The organism is Parapedobacter sp. SGR-10, assembly GCF_011030405.1.
GTDB lineage: Bacteria > Bacteroidota > Bacteroidia > Sphingobacteriales > Sphingobacteriaceae > Sphingobacterium.
Genome location: NZ_JAAJTJ010000019.1, coordinates 52,195 through 68,474, shown reverse-complemented (window position 1 = coordinate 68,474; position 16,280 = coordinate 52,195). Strand labels below are relative to the sequence as shown.

At 43.2% G+C, this 16,280-nt stretch carries 7 protein-coding genes; 5 read left to right on the top strand and 2 right to left on the bottom strand.

Features of this window, described 5'->3' with window-relative positions; translation table 11 throughout:
- Nucleotides 1-6: 6 nt before the first annotated feature.
- From G5B00_RS13140 to G5B00_RS13125, 4 genes are all read left to right on the top strand, one after another.
- Nucleotides 7-738, top strand: a complete 732-nt coding sequence (locus G5B00_RS13140) for an isoprenyl transferase (RefSeq protein WP_163876112.1) — start codon at nucleotides 7-9, stop codon at nucleotides 736-738.
- 99 nt (nucleotides 739-837) lie between these two features.
- A complete protein-coding gene (gene bamA, locus G5B00_RS13135) occupies nucleotides 838-3,420 on the top strand; it encodes an outer membrane protein assembly factor BamA (protein ID WP_163876108.1) in 2,583 nt (860 codons plus the stop codon).
- A 97-nt stretch (nucleotides 3,421-3,517) separates the two neighbouring features.
- The gene (locus tag G5B00_RS13130; RefSeq protein WP_163876105.1) at nucleotides 3,518-4,060 is read left to right on the top strand and encodes an OmpH family outer membrane protein; all 543 of its coding nucleotides are present in this window, start codon (nucleotides 3,518-3,520) and stop codon (nucleotides 4,058-4,060) included.
- Nucleotides 4,061-4,140: 80 nt separating this feature from the next.
- Nucleotides 4,141-4,674 (top strand): OmpH family outer membrane protein, encoded by a 534-nt coding sequence (locus G5B00_RS13125; RefSeq protein WP_163876102.1) that lies wholly within the window; start codon nucleotides 4,141-4,143, stop codon nucleotides 4,672-4,674.
- Between the two features lie 129 nt (nucleotides 4,675-4,803).
- Here the strand turns inward: G5B00_RS13125 and G5B00_RS13120 are convergent, their stop codons facing one another.
- Entirely contained in the window at nucleotides 4,804-5,085 is a 282-nt protein-coding gene (locus tag G5B00_RS13120; RefSeq protein WP_163876099.1) for a helix-turn-helix domain-containing protein, read from the bottom strand.
- Between the two features lie 243 nt (nucleotides 5,086-5,328).
- On the bottom strand, nucleotides 5,329-5,565 hold the full coding sequence (locus tag G5B00_RS18290) for a helix-turn-helix domain-containing protein (RefSeq protein ID WP_255453799.1): 237 nt from the start codon (nucleotides 5,563-5,565) through the stop codon (nucleotides 5,329-5,331).
- Between the two features lie 405 nt (nucleotides 5,566-5,970).
- Here G5B00_RS18290 and G5B00_RS13110 point away from each other — a divergent pair, with 405 nt between their 5' ends.
- Nucleotides 5,971-16,275, top strand: coding sequence for a gliding motility-associated C-terminal domain-containing protein (locus G5B00_RS13110; protein WP_163876094.1), 10,305 nt, complete (start codon nucleotides 5,971-5,973; stop codon nucleotides 16,273-16,275).
- The last annotated feature ends 5 nt before the right edge of the window (nucleotides 16,276-16,280 follow it).

The following is a 16,280-nucleotide window of genomic DNA, read 5'->3' as shown; positions in this document are numbered from 1 at the left end:
TGGATAATGACATATAAAGAAAAAATAGATAATTCTAATTTGCCAAAGCATATCGCTGTCATCATGGATGGCAATGGCCGTTGGGCCAAAGGATTGGGAAAGTTGCGGATCTTTGGTCATCAGAACGGTGTAAAGGCTGTTCGCGAGACATTGGAAGGAACGATAGAACTGGGTATACCTTATCTTACGCTCTATGCTTTTTCATCGGAGAACTGGCATCGGCCACAGAAAGAAGTGCAGGCGCTCATGGAGTTATTGGTCAGTTCGTTGACAAAAGAACTTCCTTTGTTCCACAAGCACAATATCCGCTTGAATGCCATTGGGCAATTGGAGGATCTTCCTGTTGATTGTCAAAAAGCCCTGTCACAAACCATGGATGCTACCCGTGACCACACGCGATGTACTTTGACGCTGGCATTGAGTTATGGTTCGCGCAAGGAGATCTTACACGCTACCAAAACCATTGCCCAAGAGATTCAAAACGGACAATTGGATATAGCAGATATAACAGAAGAAAAGTTTGCCAAACGATTGTATACGCATGATATCCCTGATCCGGACTTGATGATACGCACGAGTGGGGAATACCGTATCAGCAATTACCTGCTGTGGCAATTGGCTTATGCCGAATTGTGGTTTACGGACAAAATGTGGCCCGAATTTACAAGGGAAGATCTATTTCTGGCAGTCCTTGACTACCAAAAGAGGGAAAGAAGGTTTGGTAAGACCAGCGAATGATGAGGTTAACGTGTTGTTGTATAGGGTTTTGTGTGTTTTTTCTATTTAACAAAAATTAACAAGAGTTTGATGTACTTTAGCATCCATAATAAAGAGTAAATGAAGCAAATATATATTCTGACGACGGTATTTTTTTTAATGATAGGTACAAGCGGTTTTTCGCAGATCAGGAACCGTGGTCCCATTAATCTTTCCGATCCAAATGAAATCAATTATTTACAGCCTAAAGATTACAATATCGCTGAAGTCACCATCGTAGGTGCACAAAATCTGGATACGGAAGTATTGATGACGATCTCCAATCTTACCGTAGGAAATTATATTGAGGTACCCAGTGAGGCAACGGCAAATGTCATCAAGAGTCTGATGGGACTCAATCTTTTTGAAGATGTACAACTTTGGGCCAAGCGTATCGAGGGGGAGAAGATTTTCCTTGAAATAAGAGTACAGGAGCGTCCGCGCTTGACCCGTATCGATATCAATGGACTGAGCAAATCGCAAACGGAAGATGTCAAGAAAAAGTTGAATGAAGGATCGGGTCGCATTGTGAATGAGAATCTGATGCAATCTACAAAGGCTACGATCAAACGGTTTTTGAGGGAAAAATCATATTTGTACCCAGACATCAAAATAACGACACATAAGGATTCTGCGCAGCCCAATAATGAAATCGTGCAGGTAGATGTAGAAAAAAACAAGAAAATAAAGGTCAGAAAGGTCAATTTTACCGGAAATGAAGTTTTTAGTGAGGCACAGTTGACCAAGTTTTTGAAAGGTGTAAAGCCCCGCAAATGGTATAGGATATTTGGTCCCGGCAAATTCAAGGATGACAAATACAAAGAAGCCAAAGAGAAATTGGTAGCCAAGATGCAGGATAAAGGGTACCGTGATGCCCAGATTTTGTCAGACAGCATCTATCGCTATGATGACAATGAAGTAGCCATTGCTTTCAAGATATACGAAGGCCCTAGGTACTATGTCGGAAATATAGACTGGGTGGGGAATACGAGGTATAAGGATTCCATATTGAATATATTGTTGGGTATTGAAAAAGGGGATGTGTACAGTGAAGAAAAACTGCATACCAAATTGATGGGACCAACCCGAAACAGTGACGATGTCAGTGCGCTATATCAAAACGATGGATATCTGACCTTTAGCATCAATCCGATCATCAAAAAGATCTATAACGATACGATCGATGTAGAGATTCAGGTCAGTGAAGGAAAACAGTACACGATCAATAATGTCATCGTCCGAGGGAACGATGTCACCAACGACCGTGTGGTCTTGCGTTCTATCTATACCAAGCCGGGGCAAAAATATTCCCGCGAAGCTATTATGCGAAGTATACGCGAAATTTCCCAACTGGGTATGTTTGATGAGCAAAAGATTACACCAGATATCCCGCAATCATCGATGAACCATGAGGAAGGTATGACAGATATTGTTTTTAATGTCGTCGAAAAACCATCCGACCAAGTCGAACTTTCGGGAGGATATGGTGCTGGACAGATCATCGGTACGTTGGGATTGACATTCAATAATTTTTCGACGAGTAATCTATTCAAAAAAGATGCATGGAAACCCTTGCCACGTGGCGATGGTCAGAAATTGAGTGTACGGGGGCAGACATCGGGCAAAAGATACCAGTCTTATAGCTTCTCCTTTTCGGAACCTTGGTTAGGCGGAAAGAAACCGATTTATTTTGGATTGAGTGCCTATACCTCCAACTCTTCGTATGGCGGATTCAATTATTATACCGGAGAGCAGATGGTCGCGGATTCGGAACTGAATCGTATTTGGATGACAGGGGTGACCGCGAGTCTAGGTAAACGTCTGACCTGGCCGGACAATTATTTCCAAATCAGTAGTTCTCTTTCATTCCAGCGATACAAGTTGCAGAATTATGGCAATTACTTCCTGTTCTCTGATGGTACAGCGTACAACATCAACTTTACGCAGGAAATCAGCCGGAATTCGGTCGATGCACCGATCTATCCGACTTCGGGATCACATATCCGGCTTTCGGTACAGCTGACACCTCCTTACTCTTCTTGGAATGATATCAATTATCAGACGGCAGAGGATAATGTACGTTATAAATGGACAGAATACCACAAGTGGAAGTTTGATTCGCAATGGTACACGAAGATAGCAGGCAAGCTTGTGCTGAAGACCCAGGCGCAGTTCGGTTATTTAGGAACCTATACCGACCGGACACCGACATCGACCTTCGAGCGGTTTAAATTAGGAGGAGATGGCATGCAAGGGTTCGATTTCTTGCAAGGGTCGGAGATCATTGCCATGCGCGGATACGCAAATGGTACGATTATACCGGCATCAACGGGCAATGGTTATCAACAGATAGCCATCAATTCCGGAAGTCCTATATATGCCAAATATCAGATGGAACTGAGGCATCCGGTGATGTTGAACGAACAGGCTACCGTATTTGTGTTGGCCTTTGCCGAAGCGGGAAATACATGGAATAAATTCGCCGAAGTCAATCCTTTCAAGGTGCGGAGAGCCGCCGGTGTGGGCGCGCGTATTTTCTTACCGATCTTCGGTATGTTGGGTATTGACTATGGACACGCTTTCGATCCGATTCCGGGTATGAGCTCGAATAATTGGAAACAAAGTTTTACTTTTAGTATATTGCAAAACATGGGAGGCTTTTAAATCCCAACATGACAATTTACTCAGCTTTGCTAAATTTAAACAGGTTCTTAGTCTTAAACTTTTTATTAATTTTACTGTCACAGAAAAAAGCACTGTTATGAAAAAAATATTTGCACTATTGACATTCCTTACCTTGACGACAGGTTTTGTGTTTGCACAACGTATTGCATACGTGGATTCGGAATATATCCTAAAACATATCCCTGAATATGTATCAGCCCAAAAACGGTTGGACGATATGTCTGTACAATGGCAGGAAGAAGTGGACAAACAATATGGGGAGATCGAACGTCTTTATAAAGCATATCAAAATGATCAGGTATTGTTGAATGATGACATGCGCAAGAGACGCGAAGATGAGATCGTCAACAAGGAAAGAGAAGTCAAAGAATTTCAAAAGCAAAAATTTGGATATGAGGGCGAACTATTCCAACAGCGGATCAAGTTGATCAGTCCTATACAGGAACGAGTTGCCAAAGCTATTCAAGACATTGCTTCTTCACAAGGATTAGATCTCATACTGGACAAAGGTAGTGAAGTTACATTTTTGTTTGCCAATCCACGATTGGACAAGAGTGATGATGTCATCACGAAATTGGGATTCAAACCAGACCCATCCTTGGGTGAAAGAAAGCAATAGTATACGTAGGGAAAACTAATTTATTAACATAAAAATCAAATTACAATAAAAGTAATTGTACAAGTATCAAAATGAAAAGAATGAAAAATTTAGTAAAAGGAGCAGTATTAGCGGTAGGATTATTGGCAGCGACAAGTGCAGTACAGGCACAACAAAAAATCGGGCATATCAACTCGGAAGAGATCTTTCAGGCGACGCCGGATTTTAAGACTGCTCAGGATCAACTAAAAACTCTTGGTGAGACAAAGCAAAAAGAATTGGAAGGTATGTACCAGGAGTTTCAGAAAAAGGAGAAGGAAATTAACGACAAAGAGCTGCACAAAAGTGCTGCCAATAAAGATCAGATCGATACAGAAATCAAGACCTTAGTGCAAGAACTTCAACAGATGCAAACAAGAATCCAAGAAGTACAAAAGGTTGCCCGTGAGGATTTTGAAAAGAAACAACAAGAACTGATGGCTCCAATACAGACCAAGGTCATGACCGCGATCAACTCTGTAGCCCAAGAAAAAGGTTTTACCTATGTTTTGGACTTGGCAGCCGGTTCGGTGATCTACTTCCAAGGAGGAGAGGATATTTCTGCGGATGTAAAAACCAAATTGGGAATCAAGTAAGAATAAATTATTTGTTAACTAAAGAGGCTCTACGTCAACCGACGGAGGGCCTCTTTAGTTGATTTGTAGAGTTCAAGTAGATTAATTATCCAATGACACAGTTTGAGTTATACTCCCTTTCCTTTGAGGCTAGCCTGTATTTCCTATTCGGTTTGGATTTAGATAAGATAGATTAGGTGTTTCTTTTTTTATTAGGACATCCAAGCTTACGTCCAATGCCTGTGCAATGGCATGGGCTGTGCTTATCGTACAATTTACAATTCCCCTCTCTATGGTACTGACCGCACCATATTTTATGCCGCACTCATGGGCTAATTGCGCTATGGTGAGTCCTTTTTTTCTTCGATATTTTCTGACATTTTTTCCGAATTGTTTAATTAACTCTTCGTTTCTGGGATTTTTTACTGCCATATAAAAATAAAAATTCTGTGAGAAGCCATAGAAGGTCGTTTTCAGTTTTCTTCAGGGAGAAAGACAATCTTTTTTTGTGAAAAATAATACCCTTATCTGCTTTTCGACAAAGTAAATAAAGTTTGAGTTTTTTTATTTGTTGTTAAGGTTAATATGGCAAGATTTAGCCATTGGGAATATATGTTTTAACATGTTTTTGTTGTTATTGTAACAATAGTGCTGCTAATTGTATCAAAAATTTTTTTATGGATTATTTTCCACTAGTTTGTCTAGACTTACATTCAAAGCCTGCGTGACGGCATAGGCAGTACTGATCGTACAATTTACAATTCCCCTTTCTATAGTACTGATTGCGCCATATTCCACATCGCAAAGACAGGCTAGCTGAACCATAGTTAGGCCTTTTTCTAATCGGTATTTTCTGACATTTTTCCCGAATAGCGTAATCAATTTTTCGTTTCTCGGATTTTTTGTTGCCATAGACAACAAAAATTCGCATAATATTTTTCGAATCGTATACGACATGTCACTCATTTAAGTGATATATTATATTTCTACTTTGCATAGGCAAGCTAGATTGAATGTAAAACTTAATGTTGAATGCATGGTCTTGGGACAGCCTGTGAACTTTAATCGATGGTTAATCGTGAATTAATCTAAACTGCCTTGGAAAAACATAGGTGATATACAGATGAATATTATTATAAAATAATTTTCGTTCTTGATATGAACAAAGATTTGTTTATAGAACTAGTGTTTCATATTGAGAAAATATAAGTGTTAAAAAAAGTTAAGAATAATTTGGAGTTGTATACGACATGTCGTATATTCGTTTTAATTTATTGAAACGCTTTATTGTTTACTGTTGTCACACCTATAATTATTATGAAAAGAATAAATCTATACGCTAAACTGCCAAGAAGCATTTCGCGTAGTGTTTCTGTTTCAATTTTAAATTTTTTCATATTTATTTTTGGAGTTTTTAGCATAGGATTTGGTCAAACACCTGTCGTTGCTGATCAAGCAACCGTAACTACACCGGGAAATGGAAGATACGAGGTTTGTATTGTGTTGCCCTGTAATTATTCTCCTACGGTGCAAAATGTTACAAATGCTACGGTCGAGGATGAGCAATATGCTCGCATGTATGCTTCTCCAGGTTTGTTAGCTGGTCTGTTGAGTTATAAAGGAGGTATTGAGTTTACATTTCCGCAAACCTTGCCTGCGAATCAATGGTCCTATGTACGTATAGGTGCGAACGATGGTCTTTTGCGGGCATTGCTTGGAGGATCTTTGGGCAATACGTTGGGTACAGTATTGGGAGCAGTGTTGTTGGGCAATCAAGAAATAGAGATCGAAGCCTTACAGAATACAACTTCTCGTTTGAAAAGAACGAATACACAGGGTTTTGATACAGATAGGGTACGCTTGATTAAAGATGCCAGTGGCAATTATTACATTGCCATACGGCCAAATGGTACGTACAATAAAATCCGTCTTACGAACCAATCTACGTCAGTAGCAGGGCTATATCAGGAATACACTTTGGATGCTTATTACGCTTTGTCCTATGCGGATGACCAGTCTGCTTGCGGCCGGCCAACATTTACTTCCTTTGATGGTGGAAGCGGATTGGGGCTGAAAGTCGCTGACTTGGATAATCAACGATTGGAAAGGGCCATCGATAGTGATTTGGATACATACGCCGAATTAAAATCTACCGGCGTGTTAGATTTGTCGGTAGGAAGACGTCTTTCTCAGTTTTTTTACTTTGGTGGTCGCTCTACAGCCGATCATACTTTCAATATCAAGCTGGGATTGGCCTCAGGTGGATTGGCCAACTTGGATTTGTTGGGGGCATTGGAGGTGATCGCCTGGGATGGAAACCAACCTGTGTACACGAAGACATTGTCGGGAACATCGTTTAATGGCCTCAATATTCTGGAACTCTTTGATAACCCTCAATTGGCGGCCACACTGACATTTGCTCCAGGAAAAGCCTTTGATCGTGTTGAGGTCCGTCTGAATTCCGTTGTAGGATTGGACTTGATCGGGAATGGAATTCGTATTTATGATGTACAGCGTTACAGTGGAGAACAAAGCTGTATCAATCCTAATATCAGCTGGGAGGGTAAAACTACGCCTCCTTTCAATCAAAAGGATTGCGGTACTACAGTGACTAGTTTTGAACATGTAGACTTCCCTCATGAAGCTGTAACGGATAACCCTCAGGCAGATACTTATGCTACACTGTCGGCAGGAGCAGGAGTTGCCGTTGGATTGGGTGCTTATTCCAGCCATTTGGAATTGAAATATGCCGATCCGGTCGCGGCGCGTGAAGTTTCTTATATCCGTGTCGATTCCGAAACGAATTTATTTAAGGCTCTGTTAGCCGGGTCTTTAGGTGATGCATTGGCAGGTGTTTTAGGTTCAGTAGCATTAGGAGACCAGTATATACAGATCAAAGTAAAGGATGCCGCAGGCAATCAGATAGGAGCAACCTATAGTAGCCAGTCCGGTCTGAATACCGAGTTTGTCAGGTTGGTGCAGGATACGAATGGGCGTTTTTATCTAGCTGTAACTGCAGCACACCCATACCAGTCTGTACGTATTGAATATTATCATACAGCTTTGGTCGGTGGTAGGCAGGCGTCGAGTATGAAGGTGTATAGTATGTGTCGGGAGACAGTAGTCGACCTGTGTGAGCAAGCTGCTTTCACATCTTGGGATGGCAATGGAATTGCGTTGGATATCGCGAACCTCTCAGAGGGCGGTGTAGCTAATCCTGAATTTGCTATCGATGCCGACAATTCAAATTATTCTACTTTAAATTTAGGCATAGTTGGTGTCGGAGCTTCCGTTGCACAGACGGTTTATTTCAAGAGTAAGTCTACAGCCAGTGATGCTTTGCGTGTTCGTTTGCAACTCGAAAATCCCGGAATCCTGAATGTAGACCTGCTTGGACAGGCTAGATTAAAGCTTTTCAATGGGGAGCAGTTGGTCTATAATCAATCTTTGACAGCGGGTCTGGTCAACAATCTGGACCTGTTGGCACTCTTCAATACAGGTGGGGTGCAATCCTTGACCTTCCATCCGAATGTGGTGTACGATCGGGCGCGTATTGAAGTCAGTTCTGTGGTAGGACTGAATGTCAGTGCACCTATACATCTGTATGGTATGAGCCGTATCACGGCCGGTTGTCCTGATCCCGATTTTATGGCGCCGCCTTATCGCAGTTCGGTGTGTGCGGATGTCGTGGAGACAGGAAGGGATAGCAATAATGAATACCACACCTATGCAGTGGATGATATCGAAAACGCAATAGATGGAAATCATAATAGCTACGCCTCCATACGTTCTGGTGCCGGAATTATTTTGGGTATCAATGATGTAAGCGGCAAACTGACCTTGGCTTATCAGGCAGATGCTCCAGCCAATAGTATATCGTATATCCGTATCGCAGAAAACAGTGGATTGTTGGATGCGCTGCTTTCCGGTAGCTTAGGTAATATAGTAGGTGGAGTGGTCAATGGCATCGCATTGGGCAATCATTATTTTACGGTAGATGTACAGGATGCTAATGGAAACAACTTGGTTTCGGGCAATAGCCAATCGACTTTTGCGGGTTCAAATGGAAAGATCAAGATTGTACAGGACAAGGACGGACGCTATTATATTGCCTTGACTGCCGAGCAGGCCTATCGTAAGGTCGTGATCAAGACTTTTACTGAATCCGTAGTAGGTGTTACGGCGTTAGATAATGCTTTACATGTGTATGGCATGTGTTACGAAACCGATTTTGATGGATGTGCTGAAGCGGTCACCACCTCATGGGATGGTTTAGGGTTGACGACGGGAATAACAGGTATAGGGGAGTATGGTGTACAAGATGCCTTTCAGGCACTGGACAATAACAATAACGCAGATTATTCTACCTTAAGTTTGGGTACACTGAATGTGGCTGGTTACGTGCAACAAAATATTCAGTTCAATAAGGCGTTGGCAGCGAATAGTTTGCTCAAACTCAAAATGTCTGTAGGGCAAGGCCAAGTAGATATATCGGTATTCGGAAGAATGAGATTGATAGCCTACAAAGGTGGAGCCGAAGTATACAACCAAAGCATAGAGAATGCCGTAATAGGTAATGTGAATTTGGCTCAACTATTTGATAATGGCATTGCAGGTGAAGTTACATTTTCACCCGATGTAGAGTTTGATGAGATAGCCTTACGTTTGGATGCATTGGCCGGTTCATCGGTTGTTGTACCTAATGTTCGTTTGTATTATATCGTATCAGACTGTAGCATTCCAGAGTTTGATGCTTGGAAGTCCTATCAAGAGGCCGGTACGGGTACAGCCATCGCACAGGTCAAGGGAGATGAAGAGATTGTGTACAGTATCCATATCCGTAATACCGGTACAGTGGATCTGAACGATTATATTGTGCGTGATGTTATTCCTGCACATACGACCTATGTAACTGGTTCGGCTGATGCCGATGGTGGTATTTTTGCCAATGGTGAGGTCGTGTTCAATGGAGTCGATGTAGCAGTAGGAGCCACCAAAGTGCTTACTTTCCGTGTGAAGGTCGATACTGATCTGACTGGAGTGGACAAAATCAGTAACGTGGCAGTGGTGAAGAAAGATGAAAATGATCCCGGAGCAGGGACTGTGCCTCCGGCAGATCCTTCAAATCCCACAGATCCTCATCCCACAGCAGATCCCGGAACTCCAACCGATATTCCGGTACAACAGATTAAGGATGTATTGGCTTGGAAAGCATATGCTGTTGCCAATGGATTGTCTGCGACTTCGGTACGTGGAGGAGAAGATGTCACGTACACGATATACGTACGCAATATCGGTAACCAAAATCTGACAGGTTGGTCGATATCGGATGCTATTCCACAGGGAACAACTTTCCAATCGGCAAATAATGGTGGTGTCCACGACAATGGGACTGTTATTTTCTCAGGTATAGACTTGCCTGTGGGAGGTGCGACTTCCGTAAGTTTTGTTGTGAAAGTCAATGCAGATCTGAGTGGTCTAGATGCTATCGATAATATTGCTTATGTTCGGGAAACACCGGGTGATCCCGGTATACCAACATCACCTGCTGATCCATCAGACCCAACAACTGGTCCCGATCCTGGCTCTAATCCGGGAGATCCTACATCTATTCCGGTCGATGATAACTTTGATCTTGTGTTATGGAAAGCCTATCGTGTAAGGACGGTTGGTTCAAGTGTATTTGATCCGGCAATTACGGCTGTATCGGGTGGAGAAACGGTAGAATATACTGTCTATGTAAGAAACAACGGAAATAAAGTGTTGACAAATGTCTCCGTGACAGACCCACTTGCTCCTGGGGTTACATTGGAGACAGGATATCAGTCCTCTATGACATTTGCCACCCTTGCGGTCGGTGAAACCAAATCCTATACATTTAGGGTAAAGGTTGATGCAGATCTGACGGGTAAGGATGAGATACGTAATGTAGCTGCAGTGACAAGTAATGAAATCAGCACACCTAAAGAAAGCCATCCTCCTGTCGATAATACAGATCCCTCGACACCAGACGAAACTAAGATAGGTACGACTATAGATGTCACGCCAATTCATGATGTAGCCATCGAATTGAACGGTGTCAGTGATGGGGCGAATAGCGGCATGGCTACCTTGGGAGATAAGATTACGTATACCATTACGGTGACGAATACCGGCAATAAAGATTTGACCGGACTCAATTTGACGGGTGAGGTACCTTCGTCAACTACTTATGAGGGAAGCACGACTGGAGGTGCAGCCAATGGAAACGAGGTAACTTTTCCTCCTTTCGATCTGGCTGTCGGTGAAACCAAGACATTTGTATATGTGGTCGAAGCAAGCTCGGTTACACCTCCGACACCTATTGTCAATGAGGCGGTCGTCCAGTTTGAAGATGCTCAAGGTACTACTGTATCTAAAAACGATACGCACAGTATGCCTACAAATTGTACACCTGTCGTCGCGGGAGACTTGGAATTGTCAACAGCAGATCCTAATCCGGCTTGTTTAGGTGAAAAAGTTACGTTGACAGCTAATGTGGCTACAACTTCTTCGTTGGATCCAACCGTTCTGTCCAATATCGTATGGTATAGCTCATACAATGCCACTACAGGTGTGCTGAGTGGAGAAGTAGGGACGGGACAAAGTATAGAAGTGACACCTACAAGCCTTGTTACGAAGTACTATGTTGCTGTAGTTTCGACAGATTACTGTTTCCAAAATCCACCTGCGGAAATCACGGTAACGGTTGAGGATGTACCTTCAAAACCTGTTATTGCAGCCGTTGCAGCAGATTATTTCTGTGATGGAGATGTGATGACACTTACTATTGCCAATGAGCAGATCGGAGCTACCTATACATGGTTTAGAAATGGTGTTGAAGTTGGTACAGGAATATCTTACAATGCAGATGCAACAGGAGAATATACTGTTCGAGCGTCCTTCGGATCTTGTCCAAGTGAACTTTCTACCGGGGTAAATCTTACGGTTTATCCTCGTCCAGTAGCGAATGATATTCAAATTACAGGTAATGAGAGCTCCGTGTGTGAAGGTGAGCCTGTACGTTTGCAGGCTGCACTGGTCACTACTCCAAGTGTAGTCGTGACTAATCCGGTGTTCCACTGGTATAGCGATGCCACTTTGACCAATAGAGTGTATACCGGAAATACATTGGATATCAATCCACAGGTGACGGTAACATATTATGTGACCGTATCCGGTGACAATATCTGCGAAAATGTAAGTGGAACGGCCAAAGAAGTTACGGTAACTGTGAATCCGACCCCTGATTATACGATCAATGGTGCATTGAGCTACGGTATCGAAGTCGGTCAATCGGTTACCCTACCAACTATATCGGCTCCTACAGCTACTATAACATGGTATGATGATGCGGGAACAAACATAGGCACAGCTACGACCACTCGTGTATTTGACGCTGTTGGTACTTATACCTATACTGCTGTCATTTCAGAAGCCAACCATTGTACAGTATCCTTATCTGTGGTCATCCGCGTATTTGATACGGGCGAATGTCCGCCGGTATATCAACGGGTATATGCGACAGATGGTTCTTCCTATGGTGTGTCTCGTTTGATCGTACCTTTGGGTTCGGTATCTGATCGCGCAAATGCTGCCGATAGCAATGTAGAAACATACAGCACCCTGACAGAAGGTCTTAATCTACTTGGTGGAGTATTGACGGGACAGACTTATCAAATCTTGAAATGGAATAATCCTGTTGCTGCCGGTACTCCGGTCAGTGTGAAGTTGGGCAAGAGTTTGAGTACGGTCAATGCGGTGGGAACATTGCGATTGGTCGCTGTAAATGCTAGTGGAAATGCGGTCAGTACCGTACAGGATATAGAACCAAAATTGGTGGAGGTGTTGGGAGGACTGAATGTGTACGAATACACGTTTACACCTGTTGATCAAAATGGACAGAACATAGCTTATTCTGGCGTGAAAGTCTATTTTGCTGGTGTTGCTTCAGTTTTACAGACCGCACGTATCTACGAAGCTTATTATCATGAATCAGCTTCAGTGGATTGTGGAGCGGAAGAAGTACGTGATGTTCTGCATGGAGTAGAAAATCCGATCCAGACGTTGGGTGTAGCAAATGCATTGGTCGGTGTTAGTGATGTAGAGAATGCAGTAGACAATGATCCAGATACCTATGCAGTAATGAATAATGTGGTTGGCGTAAATGCGCAGACACGCTTAGAAGTGTTGTATCATATACCTGCATTGCCTGGTGATAAGTTGTTGATCAATCTATCTACGCCAAGTTCATTGTTGAGTGTGCAGGCATTGCAATCGTTTACTATCCAGCCTTATTTAGGTAATGTTCCTGTAGGACAACCTATAAGTCAAGATGGGGTCATCTTGAAGATAGACATACTTTCTGGCAATAGTGAAGCATTAGTGACTTACACTGCTGACAAAGCCTTTGACCGTATAAAGATTCTGTATGGTGGTGTAGCAGATGTATTGACTCAGCTACGGGTACATGAGATCAGGCGTCAAATACCGGAAATCGTGACAGGGGACAACAATGACAATAAATTTGAGATATGTGAGGGAGGAGACATCAGCATTGTGCCGTCCGATAATTGTACGACTTACCGAATTTATGATAATGCTACCGGAGGTGCTGTTGTCGATGTGAAAACACTTGGAGCAGGTACACATACCGTATATGTACAGGTTGTTCGTTTTGGAACATGTGAGGTAGGAGACAGGACGGCTATAGAAATCACGGTCAATGCTTTGCCGGATGCACCTGTAGTGGTTGATCAAACTGTTTGTCAAACACCATCAGCATCTACTGTTCCATATAATGTTACGGCATTGACCGGACATAATCTGATCTTTTATGCTGATGAGAATACGGCTACGCCATTGACAGACGTACCTACAGTAAATAGTGCGAATGTAGGAGTTTATAGAGTATACGTTAGTCAACGCAGTAGCACAGGTTGTGAGAGTGCTCGTGTTCCGGTCATAATTACAGTTACACGCACTGCCACAGCAGCAGACATCATAGTCAATGACGTCACTATTTGTGAAGGTGAAAGTATTACCTTGTCTGCTTCCAGTGCCACAGTAAGCAATCCGATCTTTAAGTTTTACACAGATGAGACATTGTCAACAGAGATTATGAATGCTACTGTCACACCGACTGTCTCGGGCAATTATTATGTCACAGTGACTGGAGACGGTGTATGTGCCAATCCAGTAGGCGAGGCTGCGGTCATTCATGTCAATGTGGTGGTCACGGCAGCTCCTACCATAGATAATGCCAATCCTGAATATTGTGAGAATGACAACAAGACGTTGGCAGACCTTCCGGTCGAAGGTACTGCGATCAAATGGTATACAGATGTAACAGGTGGAACTGAATTGGCAAATTCGACTTTGTTGCAAGACGGAGTAACATATTATGCCAGCCAGATGGGAGCAAACTGTGAAAGCGTGGCCCGATTGGCAGTAACCCCTGTTATTAAGGACTGTGAAGTGAAGTTGGGTATCACAAAACAGGCAGATGACAGTAGGGTTGTGGCTGGTCAAAATACAAGTTTCACTTTGACGATTACAAACAATGGGCCAGGCATAGTAAAAGTGGGGGATGTTATTACCTTGGAAGAAGCCCCAAGTGAAGGTCTGGAGATTACTGGTTTCACGATGGACAGTCAGTACGGAAGTATCAGTTCTGTTGGCAATACAGCTACTATCACAGCGAGTGATGTCATGTCAATCGGAGGCACTATCGTTGTAAAAGTGCTCGCCAAAGTTACGGCTGATGCACCATCGACGATTCGCAATGGTATCAAAGTTTGGGGACCTGACACTCCTACCACGGATGATCCTGACGATGAGGATGAGACACCAGATATTCCGGTGGATCGTGAGTACGAGCTGGGTATTACCAAAGTGGCTGATCAGGCTCGTGTGAAAGCAGGAGAGAGTACGACCTTTACAGTAACCATTCGCAACAATGGTCCGTCGGCGATAGCTGTAGGTAAGACCATTGAACTGCAGGAAACACCAAGCCCCGGTCTGACGATCACAGGCTATGCAGTTACTTCGGGCAATGGTACTATAGTCGGTACGGACAACAGTGCTACAGTTACGACTGCAAGCAAGATCGATGTAGGTGATGATATCGTCGTCAAGGTCACTGCATTGGTATCTGCTGATGCACCATCGACCATCCGCAACGGTATCAAAGTTTGGGGGCCTGACAAGCCGACTACGGACGATCCTGACGATGAGGACGAGACACCAGATATTCCGGTGGATCGTGAATATGAGTTGGGTATTACCAAAGTGGCTGATCAGGCACGTGTGAAAGCGGGTGAGAGCACGACCTTTACAGTAACCATTCGCAACAATGGTCCGTCGGCGATAGCTGTAGGTAAGACCATTGAACTGCAGGAAGCACCAAGCCCCGGTCTGACGATCACAGGCTATGCAGTTACTTCGGGCAATGGTACTATAGTCGGTGCGGACAACAGTGCTACAGTTACGACTGCAAGCAAGATCGATGTAGGTGATGAGATCGTCGTCAAGGTCACTGCATTGGTATCTGCCGATGCACCATCGACCATCCGCAACGGTATCAAAGTTTGGGGGCCTGACAAGCCGACTACGGACGATCCTGACGATGAGGACGAGACACCAGATATTCCGGTGGATCGTGAATATGAGTTGGGTATTACCAAAGTGGCTGATCAGGCACGTGTGAAAGCAGGAGAGACGACTACCTTCACCGTGACAGTAATCAACAATGGTCCATCGGTGATCGACATAGGCAAGGAGATCCTTCTACGTGAAAGACCAAGTAATGGAGTTGTCATTGAGGGCTATGAGATGATCAGTAACAATGCAACTGTCAATGGTACAGCCAATAATGCTACATTGACAACAACAAACAAGATCGGAGTTGGTGAAACAATTGTAGTCAGAATCGTTGCAAAAGTAGATGATGAAGCTCCGGCAACGATCACTAATGGTATCGATGTTTGGGGACCAGACAAACCTACTACCGAAGATCCGGACGATGAGGATGATACTCCTGAAGTTCCAGTAGATTATCCATTGATTGAAGCTGTAGATGATTTTGCTGAAGTCAAAGCTGGATCTAATGTTAAGATTGTCGTGTTGAGCAATGATATCGTAACCAAATGGGATATTGATCCCGCAACGGTTGAAATTACGCAGCAACCTCCGTTTGGAGAACTGGAAGTGTTGCCTAATGGCGAAATAATATTTACAGCTCCAAAGAACCGCCTGGGAGAAATACAGTTTAAGTATACTGTAAAAGATATCAAAGGGCGTCAAAGTAATGAAGCTGTTGTTATTGTCAACGTGATTGACAATCCTTTGGAGATACCGGATGTCATTACTCCTAATGGAGACAATGTCAATGATTATTTTGTTATTCGAGGTCTGGAAACGTATGACCGTGTAGGCTTGACCATCTTGAATCGTTGGGGTAATGAAGTGTATAGACATACTGCCTACAACAATGTATGGGATGGAAGAGGCCTCAGTGAAGGTACATATTTTTATGTATTGGAATTGGTCAAAGACGGTAAAGTCACGAAACATACCGGATCAGTACTCATTAAAAGGAATTAAATTTT

Excerpts from the sequence above, each read along its gene's own strand:
- G5B00_RS13140 (WP_163876112.1), top strand. The coding sequence starts at position 7 with ATGACATATAAAGAAAAAATAGATAATTCTAATTTGCCAAAGCATATC.
- bamA (WP_163876108.1), top strand. The coding sequence starts at position 838 with ATGAAGCAAATATATATTCTGACGACGGTATTTTTTTTAATGATAGGT.
- G5B00_RS13130 (WP_163876105.1), top strand. The coding sequence starts at position 3,518 with ATGAAAAAAATATTTGCACTATTGACATTCCTTACCTTGACGACAGGT.
- G5B00_RS13125 (WP_163876102.1), top strand. The coding sequence starts at position 4,141 with ATGAAAAATTTAGTAAAAGGAGCAGTATTAGCGGTAGGATTATTGGCA.
- G5B00_RS13120 (WP_163876099.1), bottom strand. The coding sequence starts at position 5,085 with ATGGCAGTAAAAAATCCCAGAAACGAAGAGTTAATTAAACAATTCGGA.
- G5B00_RS18290 (WP_255453799.1), bottom strand. The coding sequence starts at position 5,565 with ATGGCAACAAAAAATCCGAGAAACGAAAAATTGATTACGCTATTCGGG.
- G5B00_RS13110 (WP_163876094.1), top strand. The coding sequence starts at position 5,971 with ATGAAAAGAATAAATCTATACGCTAAACTGCCAAGAAGCATTTCGCGT.